Genomic DNA, 19230 nt, shown 5'->3' on the forward strand with positions numbered 1-19230 from the left:
GGGTGAGGCCGAGGGCGCGGAACCGGGCGACGGCCTCGGCGCTGGTCTCCTTCACCGCGTCGGCCACCGTCAGCACACCGCGCACCGTTCCGTCCCAGGCGACCGTGATCGCGGTGCGGCCGGCCGCCTCGGCGGCGGCGCGGGCCTCGGCGAGCTCCCGGGGCGTCTCCAGGGCGTTCTCCGTGAGCAGCCTCTCCCGGCCGACGAGGACCTTGCGGCCGTCGACGGAGCCCCGGACGCCGAGCCCGGCGATGTTCTCGAAGCCCTCGACCTCCGGAAGCGCCCCCACGCGCTCCTGCGCGCCCGCCGCGATCGCCCGCGCGATCGGGTGCTCGGAGGCGTGCTCCAGGGCGCCCGCCAGCCGCAGCAGCTCCTCCTCGGAGGTGCCCTCGGCGGCGACGACGTCCCGCAGCTCCATCCGTCCGGTGGTCACGGTGCCGGTCTTGTCCAGCACGACGGTGTCCACGCGGCGGGTGGACTCCAGCACCTCGGGGCCCTTGATGAGGATGCCGAGCTGGGCGCCGCGTCCGGTGCCCACCAGCAGCGCGGTCGGCGTGGCCAGGCCCAGGGCGCACGGGCAGGCGATGATCAGGACGGCCACGGCGGCGGTGAACGCGGCGGCCGGCCCCCCGCCGGTGCCGAGCCAGTAGCCGAGCGTGCCCAGGGAGATCAGCAGGACGACGGGGACGAAGACCGCCGAGACGCGGTCGGCGAGCCGCTGCACCTCGGCCTTGCCGCTCTGCGCGTCCTCGACCAGCTTCGCCATCCGGGCGAGTTGGGTGTCCGCGCCGACCCGGGTGGCCTCCACGACCAGCCGTCCGGAGGTGTTGACGGTCGCCCCGGTCACCGCGTCGCCCACCGAGACGTCCACCGGCACCGACTCGCCGGTGAGCATCGAGGCGTCCACGGCGGAGGCGCCCTCCACCACCCGGCCGTCCGTGGCGATCTTCTCGCCGGGACGGACCACGAAGCGCGTCCCGACCCTCAGCTCGGCGACGGGGACCTGCTCCTCGCGGCCGGCGCGCAGGACGGTCACGTCCTTGGCGCCCAGGTCCAGCAGGGCGCGCAGGGCCGCGCCCGCGCTCCGCTTCGAGCGCGCCTCCAGCAGACGGCCGAGCAGGATGAACGTGGTCACCCCGGCCGCGACCTCCAGGTAGAGGGTCGAGGAGGCGTCCGCGCGGGAGACGGTCGTCTCGAAGCCGTGCCGCATCCCGGGCATCCCGGCGTCGCCGAGGAACAGCGCCCACAGCGACCAGCCGAAGGCGGCGAGCGTGCCCACCGAGACCAGGGTGTCCATGGTGGCCGAGCCGTGCCGGAGGTTGGTCCAGGCGGCCCTGTGGAAGGGCAGCGCGCCCCAGACCACCACGGGCGCGGCGAGGGTCAGGCAGAGCCACTGCCAGTTGTCGAACTGCAGGGCGGGGACCATCGACAGCAGCACGACCGGCAGCGACAGCGTCAGCGAGACCAGGAAGCGCCGGCGCAGCGCGTCCGGCTCGCGGTCGCCGCCGTCCGTGGCGCCCTCCCGGCCGGCGTCCGGCTTCTCGGGGGCGGGCGGCTCGGGGAGCCGGGCCGTGTAGCCGGTCTTCTCGACCGTGGCGATCAGGTCCTCCACGGTCACCCCGCCCGTGTAGGCGACGCGGGCCTTCTCCGTGGCGAGGTTGACCGTGGCGGTCACGCCGTCCATCCGGTTGAGCTTCTTCTCGACGCGGGCGGCGCAGGAGGCGCAGGTCATCCCGCCGATGGCGAGTTCGATCTCGGTGGTGGACGCCGGCGCCTCGGAGGTCGTGCTGCTCATGGTGTCTCCCGGGAGGAGGCCGGGCCGCACCGCGGGCCGCGCCGGAGGACGGGGGCGCGGCGGTACGGCCCGGCGGGGGTCGGAGTGTCGGCGGGGGTCAGGCCCGGCCGACGAGCTCGTAGCCCGCCTCGTCGACGGCGGCGCGCACGGCCTCGTCGTTCGGCTCGCCGGTGGAGACGACGGTCACCAGGCCGGTGGAGGCGACGGCCTTCACGTCGGTGACGCCGTCGATCCCGGAGATCTCGGCGGTGACCGCGCCCTCGCAGTGGCCGCAGGTCATGCCGGTGATCTTGTAGGTGGTGGTGACGGTGCTCATGGCGTGTACTCCCTCGGAGTCTTCGGAAACGCACGGGCTGCGCGTGGGTACGCGTTCCCGGCAATGACAACATCATACCCTTGGGGGGTATTTCCGGTGCGGGGGCCGGGTGTCGTCGGGGGTCAGTCCCGGCGACCGCGGCGGCTTCCGGGGCGACGGGCCACCCACGCGCGGACGGTGTCGGCGAACCAGTACGGCCGTCCGCCCTCCACCGTGTCGGGCGGCGGGAGCAGACCGTGCTTCCGGTACGAGCGTACGGTCTCCGGTTTGACCCCGATGTGCGCGGCGATCTCCCGGTACGACCACAGGCGGCGGTCCGTCGGATCCGTCGTGGACAAGGGCACCTCCGTGGGGGCGGTGACAGCGGTCGTGGACCACCCTGTGTCCGTTCCGTCACCGCGCGTCACGGTGCGGGAGGTTCTGTCGGCCGACTGTGACGGTGGTTTCGCACGACTGTGACAGCCGTGACGGAGGTGACACGGAAGCGCGGGGAAGGGGCGCCGGGAGGACGGGAGAAAGGGAGGGGCCGGATCCCGGTGGGATCCGGCCCCGGTAGGCGAACGGAACAGGGGAGGGCCGCTCGCCTGCTCGACCGGCCGGGACGGGTGCGGCGCGTCCCGGCCGGGTGGCTCATCGACGGTCGGGGGCGTAGAACGCGGGGCGCTCGATCATCTCCACGACGGTGCGCCGCCCGGTGGCCTGCGCGGTGACGCCGGCCCGGCTGACGGCGGCCACCGCGTAGCCGTCCCAGGCGCTGGGGCCGACGACCTCGCCGCGCCGGGTGGCGTCCACCCACTGCTGCACCTCGCGGTCGTAGGCGTCCGCGAAGCGCTCCACGTAGTCCTGGGCGATCTCGCCGCCCCAGCGGCCGGCGGCGTTGGTGAACATGCCGTGGTCGTCGCCGATGCGGGCGGTGCCCCGCTCGCAGACGGCCTCGGTGCGCACCTGGTAGCCGAAGCCGCAGTTGCCGAAGATCTCCACGTCGACGAGCGCGCCGCCGTCGGTCTCGAAGATCACCAGCTGGGGGTCGTTCAACTGCTCGGGGGAGAGGGAACTGGGGGTCGGGCGGAGCACGGTGACGGCGGTGATCTCCTGCTCCAGCAGCCAGCGGGTGCAGTCCATCTCGTGCGCCACGGAGTCGGTGATCAGCATCTCGGCGGTGAAGTACGGGTGCACCGAGACGTTGCGGTGGCGGCAGTGCAGCATCAGCGGGCGGCCCAGGTGCCCCTCCGCCAGCGTCCTCTTCAGCCGCATGTACTCGGAGTCGAAGCGCCGCATGAAACCGACCTGCACCCGGCGCCGGCCCAGCCGCTGCTCGGCCTCCAGCACCCGCAGCGCGGACTCGGGGTCCGGGGTGAGGGGCTTCTCGCACAGCACCGGGAGGTCGTGCTCGAAGGCGGTCAGCAGCGCCTCCTCGTGGGCCGGGCCGGGGGAGGCGATGAGCACCGCGTCCACGTCCGGGGAGGCCATCGCGGCCGCCGGGTCGGTGTACGCGGTACAGCCCTCGACGGTCTTGGCGAGCGCCTCCGCCCGGTCGCCGTCGATGTCCGCCACGGCGGCGACGCGGGCCCCGCTGATGACGGCGTCGATGCGGCGGACGTGGTCGGCGCCCATCTTGCCGGTGCCGATCACCGCGACGCCGAGCGTTCCGTTGGTGGTCATGGGGGCGGGTCTCCTGGGGTCGGTGGGGCTGTCGGTGCGTGGCCGGGGCCGCCGGGTGCCGCGCCCGCGGACCGGGGAGCGCGGCGATCCGGCCGGCGGGCTCCCGGCCCGCGTCCCGGACGTGCGGCGCGGTCCGGGGCGCGGGTCAGGCGCGGGTGCCGGAGGACCCGGCGGACGGCGCGGCCTCGTCCGGCAGCCCCTCCACGTCCACGCCGCCGACCTGGGCCAGTTCGTGCTTGAGCGCGGCCAGTTCGGCTCCGCCCGCCATGTGGTGGGTGAGCTCCTCCAGGGCGATCTCCGCGCGCGGGGCGCTCAGTTCGACCGCTCCCAGGCGCAGCACCGTGAAGTGGTCGCCGACCATGTAGGCGTGGTGCGGGTTGTGGGTGATGAAGATGACGCCCAGGCCGCGTTCGCGGGCGGCGGCGATGTACTTCAGCACCACACCGGACTGCTTGACGCCCAGCGCCGCCGTCGGCTCGTCCAGGATCAGCACCCGGGCGCCGAAGTGGACGGCGCGCGCGATGGCCACGGACTGCCGCTGGCCGCCGGAGAGGGTGCCGATGGGCTGCTCCAGGTCGTCCAGGACGATGCCCATGTTGCGCAGCTCCTGGTCGGCGACGCTCTTCATCCGCGCGATGTCCAGCCGCCGCAGGGGCCAGGGGCCGCGGGTGAGCTCCGAGCCGAGGAAGAAGTTCCGCCACACCGGCATCAGCGGCACGGTGGCCAGGTCCTGGTAGACCGTGGCGATGCCGCGGTCCAGGGCCTCGCGGGGGCCGGTGAGCCGCACCGGCTCGCCGTCGATGAGGTACTCGCCCTCGGTGTGCTGGTGCAGCCCGGAGACGATCTTGATCAGGGTGGACTTGCCCGCGCCGTTGTCGCCGAGGACGCAGCTCACCCGGCCGGGGCGCACCTCCAGGTCCACCCCGCGCAGCGCGTGGACGTTGCCGTAGGACTTCCCGACGTTCCGCAGGACGACGATCGGGTCGCCGGCGGCGCCGGCCTTCCCCCGGGCGGGGGTTTCGGGGGTTTCGGTGGTTGCGGCGGTTGCGCCGGTTTCCATGGGAGTCACCTCCTGGTCGCCGAGCGGCGGACCCACAGATTGACGAGGGTGGCGAACAGGAGCATCACGCCGAGGAAGAACTTGAACCAGTCCGGGTTCCAGTTCGCGTAGACGATGCCCTGGGAGACCATGCCGAAGATGAAGGCGCCGATCACCGCTCCGACCGCGGAGCCGTAGCCACCGGTGAGCAGGCAGCCGCCGATCACCGCGGCGATGATGTAGAGGAACTCGTTGCCGACGCCCTCGGACGCCTGGACGGTGCTGAACGAGAACAGCAGGTGCATCCCGACGAACCAGGCGGCGAAGCCGACGCCCATGAACAGCGTGATCTTGGTGAAGGTCACGGGGACGCCGACGGCGCGGGCGCTGTCCTGGTTGCCGCCGACCGCGAAGATCCAGTTGCCGTACTTGGTGCGCAGCAGCAGCCAGGTGGCGAACGCCGCGAAGAGCAGCCACCAGAGCACGGTGATCTTGACGTCGACCCCGGCGATGGTGATCTCCGAGGCGAAGACCGCCTTGGCCTGCTCGAAGCCGTCCATGTCGCGGATGGAGTCGCTGGCGACGTTGCCGGTGAACAGCTTGGTGATCGCCAGGTTGAGGCCCTGGAGCATCAGGAAGGTGCCGAGCGTGACCAGGAAGCTCGGCAGCCCCGTCTTGATCAGGAGGAACCCGTTGAACGCGCCGACGGCGAGGGAGAGGACCAGGGCGACGAGGACGCCCGACCAGACGTTCAGGGTGAGCTGGAAGCTGAGGATGGCCGCCGTCAGCGCGGAGCTGGTCACCGCGACGCCGGCGGACAGGTCGAACTCGCCGCCGATCATCAGCAGGGCCACGGCCAGCGCCATGATGCCCATGGTCGACGCCTGGTAGAGCACCGTGGCCATGGAGTCGACCTGGCGGAAGGTCGGGGCGACGGCGAAGAAGAAGACGTAGACGACGATCGCGCCGATGAGCGCGCCGATCTCGGGACGGCCCAGCAGCCGGCGCAGCAGCGAGCGCTCGGCGGTGCGTCCGTCCTTGGCCGGGGCCGGCGCCCCCGCCGCGGCGGCGGGGGCGGGGGCGGCCGGGGTGGCTGCCTGGGTCATGTCGATCACCGGGTGCCCTTCTGGGCGAATTCGGCGATGTCCTTGACGTTGGTCTTGTCGACGAACGCCGGGCCGGTGAGGACCGGCTCCTGGCCACCGCCGCTGTAGTTGCCGTTGTTCTCGTAGAGCCACAGGGCGTCGACGGCCAGGTAGCCCTGGAGGTAGGGCTGCTGGTCCACGGCGAACTCGATGTCGCCCTTCTCGACCGCCCCGACCAGGTCCTTGTTGAGGTCGAAGGTGCCGATCTTGGCCTTGCTGCCCGACTCGTCCACCGACTGGACCGCGGTCATGGCGAAGGGCGCGCCCAGGGTGACGACGTAGTCGATGGAGGAGTCCTGGCGCAGCTTCGCCGAGATGGTGGACTTCACCGACGGCATGTCGGTGCCGTTGACGTAGAGGGTCTCGGTCTCGCCCTCGAAGGTCTCCTCGACGCCGGCGCAGCGTCCCTCCAGGCCCACGTGGCCCTGCTCGTGGATCACGCAGAGGCTGCGCTTGGCCCCCAGCTCGTTGAGCTTCTCGCCGAACGCCTCGCCCGCGACCCGGTCGTCCTGCCCGAAGAAGGAGAGCATGCCCTGCTCCTTCCACGCCTCCAGGCCGGCGTTGAGGGCGACGACCGGGATGCCGGCCTTGCGGGCCTTCTCGACGGCGGACTTCATGGCGTCGGGCTTGGCCAGGGTGACGGCGATGCCGTCCACCTTCTGGTCGATGGCGTTCTGCACCAGGTTGGCCTGCTCGGACGCCTTGGGGTCGCTGGAGTAGACCAGCTCGACGTTGTCCTTGGCGGCCGCCGTCTGAGCGCCCTTGCGCACCAGGTCCCAGAAGGTGTCGCCGGGGGCGGCGTGGGTGACCAGGGCGATCTTCATGCGAGGGGTGTCCGCCTTGCCCGCGGACACCCCTTCCTGGGCTTCCTGCGCCTTCTTCCCGCCGGAGCTGCTGGAGCAGCCGGCGAGGACCAGAACGCCCGCCGCGCAGGCGGCTATGAGGGCGGTTCTGCGGGAGTTACGGGTGGTGCGGTTCATGTCGTCCTGCACCTCGCTGGGTGAAGTGATACGGAGAGGGGCCGGGCCGACCGGGCCGTGGGGGAGGAGCGCGTCCCGGGGGCCGGGGAGACATTTTCGGTCAGTGGGCCGGAAACGCCTCCGTGCTGAGGGAGCCAACTCCCTGAGTGCTCAGCTGTCAATACTTTGTCATGACAACACTTCATCTTGACGTAACAGGCCGATAACATTGCGCATGGAGGAGAGTCTAGACGTCCTTATGTAAGGACAAAGCATTGACAGGGGTTCCGGGCACGTCTACATGTGGAGGGACCCGCCCCCGACACGCTCCTCGAAGGGACACCCATGGCCGAGCCGTTCGACGTCATCACGATGGGCCGGATCGGAGTGGACATCTATCCGCTGCAGACCGGTGTCCCGCTGGCACAGGTGGAGTCCTTCGGGAAGTTCCTCGGCGGCTCCGCCACCAACGTCGCCGTCGCCGCCGCACGGCTCGGCCGCGGCAGCGCGGTCGTCACCCGCACCGGACGGGACCCGTTCGGCGACTACTGCCGGCAGGCGCTGAAGGAGTTCGGCGTCGACGACCGCTGGGCGACCCCCGTCGAGGCGTACCCGACGCCCGTCACCTTCTGCGAGATCTTCCCGCCGGACGACTTCCCGCTGTACTTCTACCGCCTGCCCAAGGCGCCCGACCTGGAGATCCGCGCCGACGAACTGGACCTGGAAGCCGTCTCGTCCGCCCGGATCTTCTGGATGACCGGCACCGGGCTGTGCGAGGAGCCCAGCCGCTCCGCCACCCTCGCCGCCCTGCGGGCCCGCGCCGAGGCGCGCGCCGCGGGGGCGGAGCAGACCGCCACCGTCTTCGACCTCGACTGGCGCCCGATGTTCTGGAAGGAGGGCCCCGAGGCGGCCCGCCCCCACTACACCGAGGCCCTGCGGCACGCCACCGTGGCCGTCGGCAACCTCGACGAGTGCGAGGTCGCCACCGGCGTACGCGAACCGCGCGCCTGCGCACAGGCGCTGCTGGACGCTGGCGTCGAACTGGCCGTCGTCAAGCAGGGACCCAAGGGCGTCCTCGCCGTCCACCGCGACGGCACCACCGCCGAGGTGCCCCCGCACCCCGTCGAGGTGGTCAACGGGCTCGGCGCGGGGGACGCCTTCGGCGGCTCCCTCTGCCACGGCCTGCTCGCGGGGTGGGAGTTGGAGCACACCATGCGCTACGCCAACGCCGCCGGAGCGCTCGTGGCCTCCCGGCTCGCCTGTTCCTCGGCGATGCCCACCGAGTCCGAGGTCGAAGACCTCCTGCGCGCACGGAAGTGAGAACCCCCTTGAGCATCAGCATCTCCGACCTCGTGAAGGTGCGCGCCCGGCACCCCGAGGCCATCGCCGAGGCAGCCGAGCGGCGCGCGCGCCGGCCCCTGGTGGGCGACAGCGGCCGACTGATGATCATCGCGGCGGACCACCCCGCGCGCGGCGCGCTCTCCGTCGGCGGCAGGAAACTGGCCATGGCCAACCGCCTCGAACTGCTGGAGCGGCTCTGCCTGGCCCTCTCCCGCCCCGGCGTGGACGGCGTCCTGGCCACCGCGGACATCCTGGAGGACCTCCTCCTGCTGGGCGCCCTGGAGAACAAGGTCGCCATCGGCTCGATGAACCGCGGCGGTCTGGCCGGCTCCGCCTTCGAACTCGACGACCGCTTCACCGGCCACCGCCCCCGGGACATCGAGCGGTTCGGCCTCGACGCGGGCAAGCTGCTGCTGCGCATCGACTACGACGACACCGGCTCGCTGTCCACGCTGCTGACCACCGCCCGCGTCATCGACGAGATGGCCGAGCGCCGGCTCCCCGTCTTCGTCGAGCCGTTCATCTCGCGCCGGGTGGACGGCAGGGTCGTCAACGACCTCGGCGCGGAGGCGGTGACCAAGTCCATCGCCATCGCCTCCGGCCTCGCCGGCACCTCCGCCTACACCTGGCTCAAGGTGCCCGTCACCGCCGACCCGGACGACATGGCCGAGGTCATGGAGACCTCCACCCTGCCCGCCGTCCTGCTCGGTGGCGAGGTCACCGGGGACCAGGAGGGGATGTACGAGAAGTGGCGCAAGGCGCTGCGGCTGCCGACCGTCCAGGGCCTGGTCGTCGGACGCTCCCTGCTCTACCCCGTCGACGGGGACGTGGAGCGCGCCGTGGACACCGCCGTCGGGCTGCTGTGAGCCGGGGGAACCGGGCGAGAGGACCAGGGGAGAGGACCAGGAGAGGAAGCGCATGACCACGCACACGGACACACGGCCCGCCGACGGGTTCCACCTTCCGGCCGGCAGCGCGGCCTCGGGGCCGTACGCCCTGGACGTCGACCCCGAACGCGCCGGCTGGGGGTACTCCTCCCTGCGGGTGCTCCCCCTGGCGGCCGGGAGCGAGCACGAGTTCGCCGCGGGCGACAGCGAGTGGATCGTGCTGCCGCTCTCCGGCGGCTGCACGGTGACGGTCGAGGACGCCGACGGCGGCACCCACACCTTCGAACTGCACGGCCGCGAGGACGTGTTCAGCGGCGTCACCGACTTCGCGTACGCGCCGCGCGACGCCCGGGTGCGGATCGCCGGCGCCGCCGGCGGACGCTTCGCGCTCACCGGCGCCCGCTGCGAGCGGCGCCTGCCGGCCCGCTACGGACCCGCCTCCGGCGTGCCCGTCGAGCTGCGCGGCAGCGGCGCCTGCTCGCGGCAGGTCAACAACTTCGCCGCCGCCGACGTCTTCGAGGCCGACCGGCTGATCGCCGTCGAGGTGCTCACCCCGGGCGGCAACTGGTCCTCCTACCCGCCGCACAAGCACGACGAGTGCCGTCCCGGCGAGGAGTCGGAGCTGGAGGAGGTCTACTACTTCGAGATCGCGCCGGCCGCCGGCAACCCCGACGCCCCCGGCCTGGGCTACCAGCGGGTGACGCCCTCCGGCCACGGGAAGGGCACCGACGTGCTCGCCGAGGTGAGGAGCGGCGACGTCGTGCTGATCCCCGACGGCTGGCACGGGCCGTCCATCGCCGCCCCCGGCCACGACATGTACTACCTCAACGTGATGGCCGGCCCCGGCGAGGAGCGGTCCTGGCTCATCTGCGACCACCCCGACCACGCCTGGATCCGCGGCAGTTGGGCCGACCAGGCCGTGGACCCCCGGCTCCCCCTCTACACCGCCCCCTCGGCAGCCCCGTCGGCCCCCCGGCCGGCGCAGACACAGGAAGAGGACGACCGATGACCGCCACCACCCGACTGACGGTCGCCCAGGCGCTGGTGCGTTTCCTCGCCGCCCAGTACACCGAGCGGGACGGCCGCCGCCAGAGGCTGATCGGCGCCTGCTGGGGGATCTTCGGCCACGGCAACGTGGCCGGACTCGGCCAGGCGCTGGTGGAGTACTCCGACGCGATGCCCTACCTCCAGGGCCGCAACGAGCAGTCGATGGTGCACGCCGCCGTCGGCTACGCCCGCCAGTCCAACCGGCTGAGCACCCAGGCCGTCACCACCTCCATCGGCCCCGGCGCCACCAACCTGGTCACCGGAGCCGCCCTGGCCACCATCAACCGGCTGCCCGTCCTGCTGCTGCCCGGCGACGTCTTCGCCGCCCGCCCCGCCGACCCCGTGCTCCAGCAGTTGGAGGTGCCGTACGCGGGCGACGTGTCGGTCAACGACACGCTGCGGCCCCTCTCCCGCTACTTCGACCGGATCACCCGCCCCGAGGCGCTGATCCCCGCCGCCCTGGCGGCGATGCGGACCCTCGCCGACCCCGTGGACACCGGCGCCGTCACCCTCGCCCTGCCCCAGGACGTCCAGGCCGAGGCGTACGACTGGCCCGAGGAGTTCTTCGCCGAGCGCACCTGGCACGTGCGCCGCCCGGCACCGGACGCCTCCGCGCTCGCCGAGGCCGCCGCCGCCGTGCGCGCCGCCCGGCGGCCGCTGATCGTCGCGGGCGGCGGCGTCCACCACAGCGAGGCCGAGGACGCGCTGCGCGCACTGGTGGACGCCACCGGCATCCCCGTCGCCTCCACCCAGGCGGGCAAGGGCTCGCTGCGGTACGACCACCCCTGCGACGTCGGCGGTGTCGGCCACACCGGCACCGCGGTCGCCGACGACCTGGCGCGCACCGCCGACCTGGTCATCGGCGTCGGCACCCGCTACACCGACTTCACCACCGCCTCGAACACCCTGTTCGCCGCGGAGTCGGTGCGCTTCCTCAACCTCAACATCGCGTCCTTCGACTCCCACAAGATGGGCGCGCTCTCCCTCGTCGCCGACGCCCGCGCCGGCCTGACGGCCCTGGCCGAGGCGCTGCGCGGCCACCGCGTGGACGCCGCCTACGAGGCCGAGTACCGCGCGGGCAAGGAGGCGTGGGAGAAGACCGTCGACGCCGCCTACGCCGCCGAGGACGACGGCGCGCGGCCCACCCAGACCCAGGTGCTCGGCGCGCTGGACTCCGTGGTCGGCGACGACGACGTGGTGATCAACGCCGCCGGCTCGCTCCCCGGCGACCTCCACAAGCTGTGGCGGGCCCGCTCCCCGCGCCAGTACCACCTGGAGTACGGCTACTCCTGCATGGGCTACGAGATCCCGGCCTCCATCGGCGTGAAGCTCGCCGCCCCCGACCGCCCGGTGTGGGCGCTGGTCGGCGACGGCACCTACCTGATGATGCCGACCGAGATCGTCACCGCCGTCCAGGAGGGCGTCAACGTCAACCTGGTGCTGATCCAGAACCACGGCTACGCCTCCATCGGCGGGCTGTCGGAGGAGACCGGCGCCGAGCGGTTCGGCACCGCCTACCGGTACCGCGCCGCCGACCGCACCTACACCGGCGACCCGCTCCCGGTGGACCTCGCCGCCAACGCCGCCTCGCTCGGCATGGACGTCGTCCGCGCGGACACCGTCGCCGAGCTGCGCGCCGCCCTGCGCGCCGCCCGCGACTCGGACCGGCCCACCTGCGTGTACGTCGAGACCGACCCCGCCGGGACGGCTCCCGCCGCGCAGGCGTGGTGGGACGTGCCGGTCGCCGAGACGGCCACCCGGCCCGCCGCCGTCGAGGCCCGCGCCCGGTACGAGCGCCACGTCGCCGGACGCCGCCGCCACCTGTGACCGCGGGCGCGTCCCGCCCGCGCCCGCGCCGACCCGCGCCCATCCGCACCCCGCAGACCACCGCAGCCACGAAAGGCCCGCACCCATGAGGACCATCGGCCACTGGATCGACGGCGAGCCCGTCGACGGCACCTCCGGCCAGTACGGACCCGTCTACGACCCCGCCACCGGCGAGCAGCCCTCCCGGGTCGCCCTCGCCTCCACCGAGGAGGTCGACCGCGCGGTCGCCGCCGCGAAGCGCGCGTACCGCACCTGGAAGGACGTCTCCCTCGCCAAGCGCACCGCCATCCTCTTCCGCTACCGCGAGCTGCTGGACGCCCACCGCGACGAGATCGCCGAACTGATCACCGCCGAGCACGGCAAGGTCCACTCCGACGCCCTGGGCGAGGTCGCCCGCGGCATGGAGATCGTCGAACTCGCCTGCGGCATCCCCGAGAAGCTCAAGGGCGAGCTGTCCACCCAGGTCTCCACCCGGGTCGACGTCGCCTCCATCCGCCGGCCGCTGGGCGTGGTGGCGGGCATCACCCCGTTCAACTTCCCGGCCATGGTGCCGATGTGGATGTTCCCGCTCGCCATCGCCTGCGGCAACACCTTCGTCCTCAAGCCCAGCGAGAAGGACCCCTCGGCCTCCCGCCGGCTGGCCGAGCTGGCCGCCGAGGCCGGGCTGCCCGCCGGCGTGCTCAACGTCGTCAACGGCGACAAGGTCGCGGTGGACCGCCTGCTGGAGCACCCGGACGTCGCCGCCGTCAGCTTCGTGGGCTCCACCCCGATCGCGAAGTACATCCAGACGAAGGCCGTGGAGCACGGCAAGCGCGTCCAGGCCCTCGGCGGCGCCAAGAACCACATGCTCGTCCTGCCCGACGCCGACCTCGACCACGCCGCCGACAACGCCATCAACGCCGCCTACGGCTCGGCCGGCGAGCGCTGCATGGCGATCTCGGTCGTCGTGGCCGTCGGCGGCATCGGCGACGAGCTGGTGAAGCGGATCGCCGAGCGGGCCGCGAAGCTGCGCATCGGCCCCGGGAACGACCCCGCCTCCGAGATGGGCCCGCTGATCACCGCCGAGCACCGCGACAAGGTGGCCTCCTACGTCCACGGCGCCCGCGAGCAGGGCGCCGAGGTGGTCGTCGACGGCACCGGGTACACGGTCGAGGGCCACGAGAAGGGGTTCTTCATCGGCGTCTCGCTGCTGGACAAGGTCACCCCGGAGATGGACGCCTACCGCGACGAGATCTTCGGGCCCGTGCTGTGCGTGGTGCGCGCCGAGACCTACGACGAGGCCATCGAGCTGATCAACGCCTCCCCGTGGGGCAACGGCACCGCCGTCTTCACCCGCGACGGCGGCGCCGCCCGCCGCTTCCAGATGGAGGTCGAGGCGGGCATGGTGGGCGTCAACGTCCCGATCCCGGTCCCCGTCGGCTACCACTCCTTCGGCGGCTGGAAGGACTCGCTCTTCGGCGACCACCACATCTACGGCAACGACGGCGTCCACTTCTACACGCGCGGCCAGGTCGTCACCACCCGCTGGCCCGACCCGGCCGACAGCGGCGGGATCAACCTGGGCTTCCCCGGCAACCACTGAGCCGGACCGGCTCCCCGTCCCCGACGGCCTCCCCGGAATTCCGGGGAGGCCGTCCCGTCGTCCGCCCGCCGGAGGTCCCACCGGGCCGTGGCGGTCGAGGCCGGTTCCCGTCGGTGGTCGTCCTCCGGTTCCCGGAGGGCGCCGGTCAGCCCTCGCGGTCCGTGGCGTCCTCGCGGGCCGCGCCCGCGGGCCGCTGGTAGACGTCCGGGATGTTGTCGTGGTCCTCGTCCCGGTTCTCCTCCTCCCACAGCCGCCGGTACTTGGCGTTGCGGACCCGCAGGAAGACGCAGGCGACGAGGGCCGAGGCCAGCGAGCCGATCAGGACGGCCGCCTTCACGTGCTCGACGGTCTCCGCGTCGGTGAAGGCCAGCTCGCCCACCAGCAGCGAGACGGTGAACCCGATCCCGGCGAGCATCGCGACGCCCGCCAGGTCCGCCCAGGCCAGGTCCTCGCCGAGCTCGGCGCGGGTGAAGCGGGCGGCCAGCCAGGTGCCGCCGAAGATCCCGACGAACTTGCCCGCGAACAGCCCGACCATCACGCCCAGCGCCTCGGGCTGGCGGAAGGTCTCGGCCAGCGCGCCGCCGGAGACGCTCACGCCCGCCGAGAACAGCGCGAACACCGGCACCGCGAAGCCGGCCGACAGGGGCCGCACCAGGTGCTCGATCCGCTCGGCCGGGGACTCCTTCTCGGTCGGGTAGCCTCCGCTGCCCTTGAGCGGGACCACCCGCAGCACCATGCCCATCGCCACGCCGGCGATGGTGGCGTGCACCCCGCTGATGTGCATCAGCGCCCAGATCACGACGCCCAGCGGCACGTACACGTACCAGCCCCGCACCCGCAGCCGCTGGTGGAGGAACCAGAACAGCACCAGCCCGGCCAGCGCCCCGGCCAGGGCCGGGAAGTCGAGGGCGGAGGTGTAGAAGACGGCGATGACGATGATCGCGCCGAGGTCGTCGACGATGGCGAGGGTGAGGAGGAACGCCCGGATGCCCGAGGGCAGGTTGGTGCCGATCACGGCCAGCACGCCGAGCGCGAAGGCGATGTCGGTGGCCATCGGCACGGCCCAGCCGTCCATCCGCCCGCCGCCCGCGGCGTTGACGGCGACGTAGAACAGGGCGGGCACCACCATGCCGCAGACCGCCGCGACCACCGGGAGCGCCGCCGCGGCCGGACGCCGCAGCTCGCCCAGGAGCAGCTCGCGCTTCAGCTCGATCCCGGCGACGAAGAAGAAGAGCGTCAGGAGACCGTCCGACGCCCAGTGGCCCACCGACAGGTCGAGGTGGAGCTCGGGGATGCCGAAGTGGAAGTCGCGGACGGACTCGTACAGGTCCCCCCACGGGGAGTTCGCCCACACCAGCGCGACCAGGGCCGCGGCGAGCAGCACCATGCCGCCGACCGTCTCGGTGCGCAGCGCGTCCAGCAGGAAGCGGCGCTCGTGGAACGGGGGCAGGCCGAACAGGGACGTGCGCTGTCGGGGGGCGTGGGACATAGGGGGCCTTTCGGGGGTCGGTTCAGGGACAGGGGTGAAACGTCGCCGACCAGACTTCCCGGCACACCTATGAAGCTGTGGATGTGAAGCTGTGGAACGAGCCGACGCACGCGATCGCGCGGGCGTGATCGCGTGGCGGCCCCTTCCACCGTACCCGCACCCCCCTCCGGCCATGCCCGCGGGGAGGGACGTCCGGAGGCGTCCGCTCCGCCGCCCCGTCCGGCCGCGCCCCGGGGCCGCTCGCCTAGGCTGTGCCGGTGACCCGGGCCGGGGCGGCCCGGCCCGGCGGGTACGGGACGAGGACGGGGGGCGACTCGGCATGAAGCAGCGCGGCGGTGTGCCCGATTCCTTTCTCGCCGGCTATCCGGAACTCCTCGCCGAGGTCTCCGAGACCGGACGGCTGCCGCGCCGCGCCGAGCTGGACGCCTTCCGCGAGGCGGGGGAGCGCGCCGCCGAGGCCGGCCACGGGCTGCGCGAGCTGGTCGGCCGCTACCTGGCCGAGACGCGGCGGCTGTGGGGCACGCTGCCCGGGGTCGCCCGGTCGGCCGGCGCGGTGGAGCGGGCCCGCACCGGAGACGCCGTGCTGGCCGCCGTCGAGGCCGCCGTCGCCGCGCTCGGCGAGGGCCACGAGCGGGCCCAGCGGCTGGTCGTGCGGCAGGAGGAGGCCGAGCGCCGCGAGTTCGTGGACGACCTGCTCTACGGCCGCAGCGACCTCGGCCGGCTCGCCGAGCGGGCCCAGCGCTTCGGTCTGCGGCTGGCCCGCGCGCACGTGGTCGCGGTGGCCGCGGGCACCGAGAAGTACGACGACGTGCACCCCGCCGTCCGCCGCATCGAACGCGAGCTGATGGCGCGCTTCAAGGCCCGCGACGTGCTGCTGGCCACCAAGGAGGGGCGGCTGGTGTGCATCGCCGCCGGCGCCGAGCGGGCGGTGCTGGACGCCTTCGTCCGTCTCGCCGAGCACCCCGGCCCGGGGTATCCGCCCGCCCGGCGCGTGGCGGTGGGCCGCGGGCACAGAGGACCGAGCGGTGTGGTCCGCTCCTACGAGGAGGCCCTCGGGGCCCTGGACTTCGCCGATCGGCTCGGTCTGGAGCAGGTCCGGCTCAACGCCTCGGAGCTGCTGGTCTTCCCCGTGCTGCTGCGCGACCGCGCGGCGATGGCCGATCTGGTGCGGACCGTCCTGGGCCCGCTCACCCAGGCCCGCGGCGGCGCCGGGCCGCTGCTGGAGACGCTGACGGCGTGCTCGGCCGCCGGCTATGTGAACGCCGAGGCCGCCCGCCGGCTGGGCGTGAGCGTGCGGACCCTGACCTACCGCCTGGCGCGCATCCGCGCCCTGACCGGCTACGACCCCGGCGACGGCCTCCAGCGCTACACCCTGGAGACCGCCGCGATGGGCGCCCGGCTGCTGGGCTGGCCGGAGAAGCCGCTCTAGGGACGCCCCGGAAACCGTCGTCGGAGTGCCCGGCCCTCGGCCGCCCGCGCGGTGCTCCGCGTGGACGGGCCCGAGCGGTGACGTCCCCCGCCGCCCTCGCGTCCCTCCCGGTGGGGGCGTGGCCCCTTGCCGGCGGGGCCGGGGCCGCCCGGGATCAGGCGTCCGCGCGCCGCAGTTCGACCACCGGGATCGTCCGCCCCGCCCGGCTCTGGTGCTCCGCGAAGAACGGGTGCTGCCGCACGGCCTCCTCGAACAGCTCGTCCCGCTCCCGTCCGGTCGGGACGACGGCGGTCGCCGGGAACTCCTCGTCCCCGATCTCGACGGTCACGGCCGGGTCGGCGACCAGGTTGTGGTACCAGTCCGGGTGGCGCGGCGCCCCGTTGGCGGAGGCGATCACGCACAGCCGGCCCTTCAGGCGGAGGAACATCAACGGGGTGGTCCGGCGCTTCCCGCTCCGGGCGCCGGTGTGCGTGAGCAGGAGCAGTTTCCCGGCGTCGATGCGGTCGTCGATCGTCCCCGTGCCCCGGTTGGCCCGGAACCGCTCGATCACGTGCTCGTTGAACGCCGCCATGTCCATGGTTTCCCCTTGATCATCGATCTCGTGTTCGAAGACGGTACTGACTCGGGGACGACGGAGGGCGGCGTTCCGGGCGTTCTGTGGAGGGTTTCCGCCGGTTGCCGGACGTAAACGCAACATAAAGATTGCCAGGTTCCGGCAATGTGCGTTTTGACAGTGGCGTGTCAACATGCGGGCACGTCGCAGCCGCCAGGGGGTGGAGAGATGAGCGAGTTCCTGCGTGTAGCCCTGGACTTCCCCGCCGTCCTGTTCGGGTTCGGACTCCTGGTGGTGCTCGCCTACTGGCTTTCGGTGCTGGTCGGGGCCGTGGGCGCCGATGTCCTGGACGGGGGTGAGGACATCGGCGCCGATGCGCCGGTCGGTGGCGTCGCGGGCGTGTTCGCCGCCGCCGGGCTCGGCGGAGCACCCGTCGCCGTCACCCTGTCGCTCCTCGTCGTCATTGCCTGGTTCGTATCACTGAGCGGCGCCGCCCTGCCCGAGGACGCCCTGGCGCGCGCGCTGGTCCTGCCCGTCGCCCTGGTCACCGCCTGGGCCGGCACCCGGCCGCTGATCCGCCCGCTGCGCCGGTGGGCGCCGCGCGAGACGGGGATCGGCCGCCGCGGTCTCGTCGGCCGGACGTGCACCATCCGCACCGGCCACGTCAGCCACCGCTTCGGACAGGCCGAGATCACCGCGGACGACGGCTCGACGGTGCTGGTCCAGGTCCGCGCGCAGGGCGCGGACGCCGCCGGCCTCGCCGCCGGACGCACCGCCCTGGTCTTCGACCACGACGCCGAGGGCGGGTTCTTCCGCGTCGCGCCCTGGGACCCCGCCCGGGACCCCGGACGCCCGGCGCGCTGAGCGCGCCGGCCCCTCTCCGCGCGCCCGCGCGGAACGGCATATGACGATCGGCGGAGAAGCGCGGCCGGCGCCGGACGGTGTCCGTACAGTGCGTACATGACCGATGACCGGATGGGTGCCGCGGGTCCCGAGGGTCCCGTGTCCCGTCGCCGCGCCGTCCGGGACGGGAATCTAGGGGCGGGACGCCGCCGGGGCGGGGTCCTCCAGCGACCTCATCGCCGTGAGCAGGGACCGGATGCTGGTCAGACGGCGGTCGGCGGTCGGGGGGACGAGCCAGTGCAGGCCCGGCGGGCGGAGGCTGGCGGCGTCGGGGACGACGACGTAGGAGCCCCGGCCGAGCACCCGGGCGCCCGGCAGTTCCCGGCGGTCGGCGGCCCTGGGCGGGATCAGGAAGTACACCCGCGACCGCTCCTCCCGTTCCTCCTCGGCCATCGGCTCGCCCGTCTCGCCCGGCAGGTCCGCTATCACCGGACCGGGCGGCCGGTCGCCGTACCGCAGCATGGCGTCGAGCACTTTCAGCCCCGTCCGTCCCGGCATCCGCACGGCGTCCCACCAGGTGCCCGCGGGCACGGCGCGGTGCGTCCCCCCGTACGGCAGCCAGCTCGGCCGGGCGGCGTGCGGCAGTTCGTGGCCGGACCGGAGGGCGGAGCGGGGGACGACGAGGCGATCGTCCGCCGGCGCGGAGGCGTCCGGAGCGCCGGCCAGGCGGACGCCGTCGCCTCCCGCGCGCTTGACCTCGCGCAGCGCCGCGTCGCAGTCCAGCAGCAGGTCGGAGAGCCCGCCCGGAGCGGGGCCGACCGGCTCCCAGACGCAGACACCGAGCGAGACGGTCATCCCGGTGATGGTCACGGTGGTGTCGCGGCTGACCGGGGCCGGGACGGACAGCTCCCGCATCTCCCGCCGGACGCGCCGCGCGACGGCCATCGCCTCGGCGGCGCCGGCGTCGGGCAGCAGCATCAGGAACTCGTCGCCCGCGTAGCCCCCGTAGCGCCCGGTGACCGCTCCCTCGACGCGGCGCAGCACCCCGGCCGCGGCGCGCAGCACGGCGTCCCCGGCGAGGTGGCCGTAGGTGTCGTTGATGCTCTTGAACCGGTCCAGGTCTCCCATGACGAGGGAGAGCGGACGGCGTCGGTTGCGGGCGAAGGCGAGGGCCTGGGAGGCCCTGATCTCCCAGGCCCTCCTCACCAGCAACCCGGTGAGGTCATCGGTCGGAGGGTGATGCCCGCCCCGTGGACAACACGAGGGGAACGGCGCGTGCTCCTCGGACGTCCTCGGCGCGGTGCTCATCGATCCCC

Annotated in this window: 17 protein-coding genes; 7 read left to right on the forward strand and 10 right to left on the reverse strand. The window is 73.3% G+C overall.

Annotated features, from left to right (window positions below; all coding sequences use genetic code 11):
* The 7 genes from ABD335_RS11970 to ABD335_RS12000 all read right to left on the reverse strand — a co-directional run.
* Nucleotides 1-1795 (reverse strand): heavy metal translocating P-type ATPase (locus ABD335_RS11970; RefSeq protein ID WP_344322236.1); only part of this gene is annotated, 1795 nt, incomplete at its 3' end.
* Between the two features lie 97 nt (nucleotides 1796-1892).
* Complete coding sequence (locus ABD335_RS11975; protein WP_344322237.1) at nucleotides 1893-2111, reverse strand: heavy-metal-associated domain-containing protein; 219 nt, start codon at nucleotides 2109-2111, stop codon at nucleotides 1893-1895.
* A gap of 122 nt (nucleotides 2112-2233) precedes the next feature.
* Nucleotides 2234-2449, reverse strand: coding sequence for a helix-turn-helix transcriptional regulator (locus ABD335_RS11980; protein ID WP_344322238.1), 216 nt, complete (start codon nucleotides 2447-2449; stop codon nucleotides 2234-2236).
* 292 nt (nucleotides 2450-2741) lie between these two features.
* Nucleotides 2742-3773, reverse strand: coding sequence for a Gfo/Idh/MocA family protein (locus tag ABD335_RS11985; RefSeq protein ID WP_344322239.1), 1032 nt, complete (start codon nucleotides 3771-3773; stop codon nucleotides 2742-2744).
* 145 nt (nucleotides 3774-3918) lie between these two features.
* On the reverse strand, nucleotides 3919-4833 hold the full coding sequence (locus ABD335_RS11990; protein ID WP_425583612.1) for an ATP-binding cassette domain-containing protein: 915 nt from the start codon (nucleotides 4831-4833) through the stop codon (nucleotides 3919-3921).
* 5 nt (nucleotides 4834-4838) lie between these two features.
* Nucleotides 4839-5918: an ABC transporter permease gene (locus ABD335_RS11995; protein ID WP_344322241.1), complete on the reverse strand. Its 1080-nt coding sequence runs from the start codon at nucleotides 5916-5918 to the stop codon at nucleotides 4839-4841.
* Between the two features lie 5 nt (nucleotides 5919-5923).
* The gene (locus ABD335_RS12000; protein ID WP_344322242.1) at nucleotides 5924-6937 is read right to left on the reverse strand and encodes a sugar ABC transporter substrate-binding protein; all 1014 of its coding nucleotides are present in this window, start codon (nucleotides 6935-6937) and stop codon (nucleotides 5924-5926) included.
* A gap of 324 nt (nucleotides 6938-7261) precedes the next feature.
* Between ABD335_RS12000 and iolC the strand changes: the two genes are divergently transcribed.
* The 5 genes from iolC to ABD335_RS12025 all read left to right on the forward strand — a co-directional run bounded on the left by iolC (nucleotide 7262) and on the right by ABD335_RS12025 (nucleotide 13600).
* Nucleotides 7262-8236, forward strand: a complete 975-nt coding sequence (iolC, locus tag ABD335_RS12005; RefSeq protein WP_344322243.1) for a 5-dehydro-2-deoxygluconokinase — start codon at nucleotides 7262-7264, stop codon at nucleotides 8234-8236.
* Between the two features lie 8 nt (nucleotides 8237-8244).
* Nucleotides 8245-9123: a Cgl0159 family (beta/alpha)8-fold protein gene (locus ABD335_RS12010; RefSeq protein WP_344322244.1), complete on the forward strand. Its 879-nt coding sequence runs from the start codon at nucleotides 8245-8247 to the stop codon at nucleotides 9121-9123.
* 52 nt (nucleotides 9124-9175) lie between these two features.
* Entirely contained in the window at nucleotides 9176-10153 is a 978-nt protein-coding gene (gene iolB / locus ABD335_RS12015) for a 5-deoxy-glucuronate isomerase (protein ID WP_344322245.1), read from the forward strand.
* Nucleotides 10150-12018: a 3D-(3,5/4)-trihydroxycyclohexane-1,2-dione acylhydrolase (decyclizing) gene (gene iolD / locus ABD335_RS12020; RefSeq protein WP_344322246.1), complete on the forward strand. Its 1869-nt coding sequence runs from the start codon at nucleotides 10150-10152 to the stop codon at nucleotides 12016-12018. The genes iolB and iolD overlap by 4 nt, the downstream gene beginning before the upstream one ends.
* An 85-nt stretch (nucleotides 12019-12103) precedes the next feature.
* On the forward strand, nucleotides 12104-13600 hold the full coding sequence (locus ABD335_RS12025) for a CoA-acylating methylmalonate-semialdehyde dehydrogenase (protein WP_344322248.1): 1497 nt from the start codon (nucleotides 12104-12106) through the stop codon (nucleotides 13598-13600).
* A gap of 145 nt (nucleotides 13601-13745) precedes the next feature.
* On the opposite strand, the gene nhaA is transcribed toward ABD335_RS12025, so the two are convergent.
* Entirely contained in the window at nucleotides 13746-15089 is a 1344-nt protein-coding gene (nhaA, locus tag ABD335_RS12030; RefSeq protein WP_344322249.1) for a Na+/H+ antiporter NhaA, read from the reverse strand.
* A 319-nt stretch (nucleotides 15090-15408) separates the two neighbouring features.
* On the opposite strand from nhaA, the gene ABD335_RS12035 reads away from it, so the two are divergent.
* Nucleotides 15409-16518, forward strand: coding sequence for a PucR family transcriptional regulator (locus ABD335_RS12035; protein ID WP_344322251.1), 1110 nt, complete (start codon nucleotides 15409-15411; stop codon nucleotides 16516-16518).
* Between the two features lie 154 nt (nucleotides 16519-16672).
* Here the strand turns inward: ABD335_RS12035 and ABD335_RS12040 are convergent, their stop codons facing one another.
* Nucleotides 16673-17095 (reverse strand): nitroreductase family deazaflavin-dependent oxidoreductase, encoded by a 423-nt coding sequence (locus ABD335_RS12040; RefSeq protein ID WP_344322252.1) that lies wholly within the window; start codon nucleotides 17093-17095, stop codon nucleotides 16673-16675.
* Between the two features lie 204 nt (nucleotides 17096-17299).
* Between ABD335_RS12040 and ABD335_RS12045 the strand changes: the two genes are divergently transcribed.
* Complete coding sequence (locus ABD335_RS12045) at nucleotides 17300-17935, forward strand: DUF1449 domain-containing protein (RefSeq protein ID WP_344322253.1); 636 nt, start codon at nucleotides 17300-17302, stop codon at nucleotides 17933-17935.
* 171 nt (nucleotides 17936-18106) lie between these two features.
* On the opposite strand, the gene ABD335_RS12050 is transcribed toward ABD335_RS12045, so the two are convergent.
* Nucleotides 18107-19222 (reverse strand): GGDEF domain-containing protein, encoded by a 1116-nt coding sequence (locus ABD335_RS12050; RefSeq protein WP_344322254.1) that lies wholly within the window; start codon nucleotides 19220-19222, stop codon nucleotides 18107-18109.
* Nucleotides 19223-19230 lie beyond the last annotated feature (8 nt).

It is taken from the genome of Streptomyces macrosporus, assembly GCF_039533145.1.
Lineage (GTDB): Bacteria > Actinomycetota > Actinomycetes > Streptomycetales > Streptomycetaceae > Streptomyces > Streptomyces macrosporus.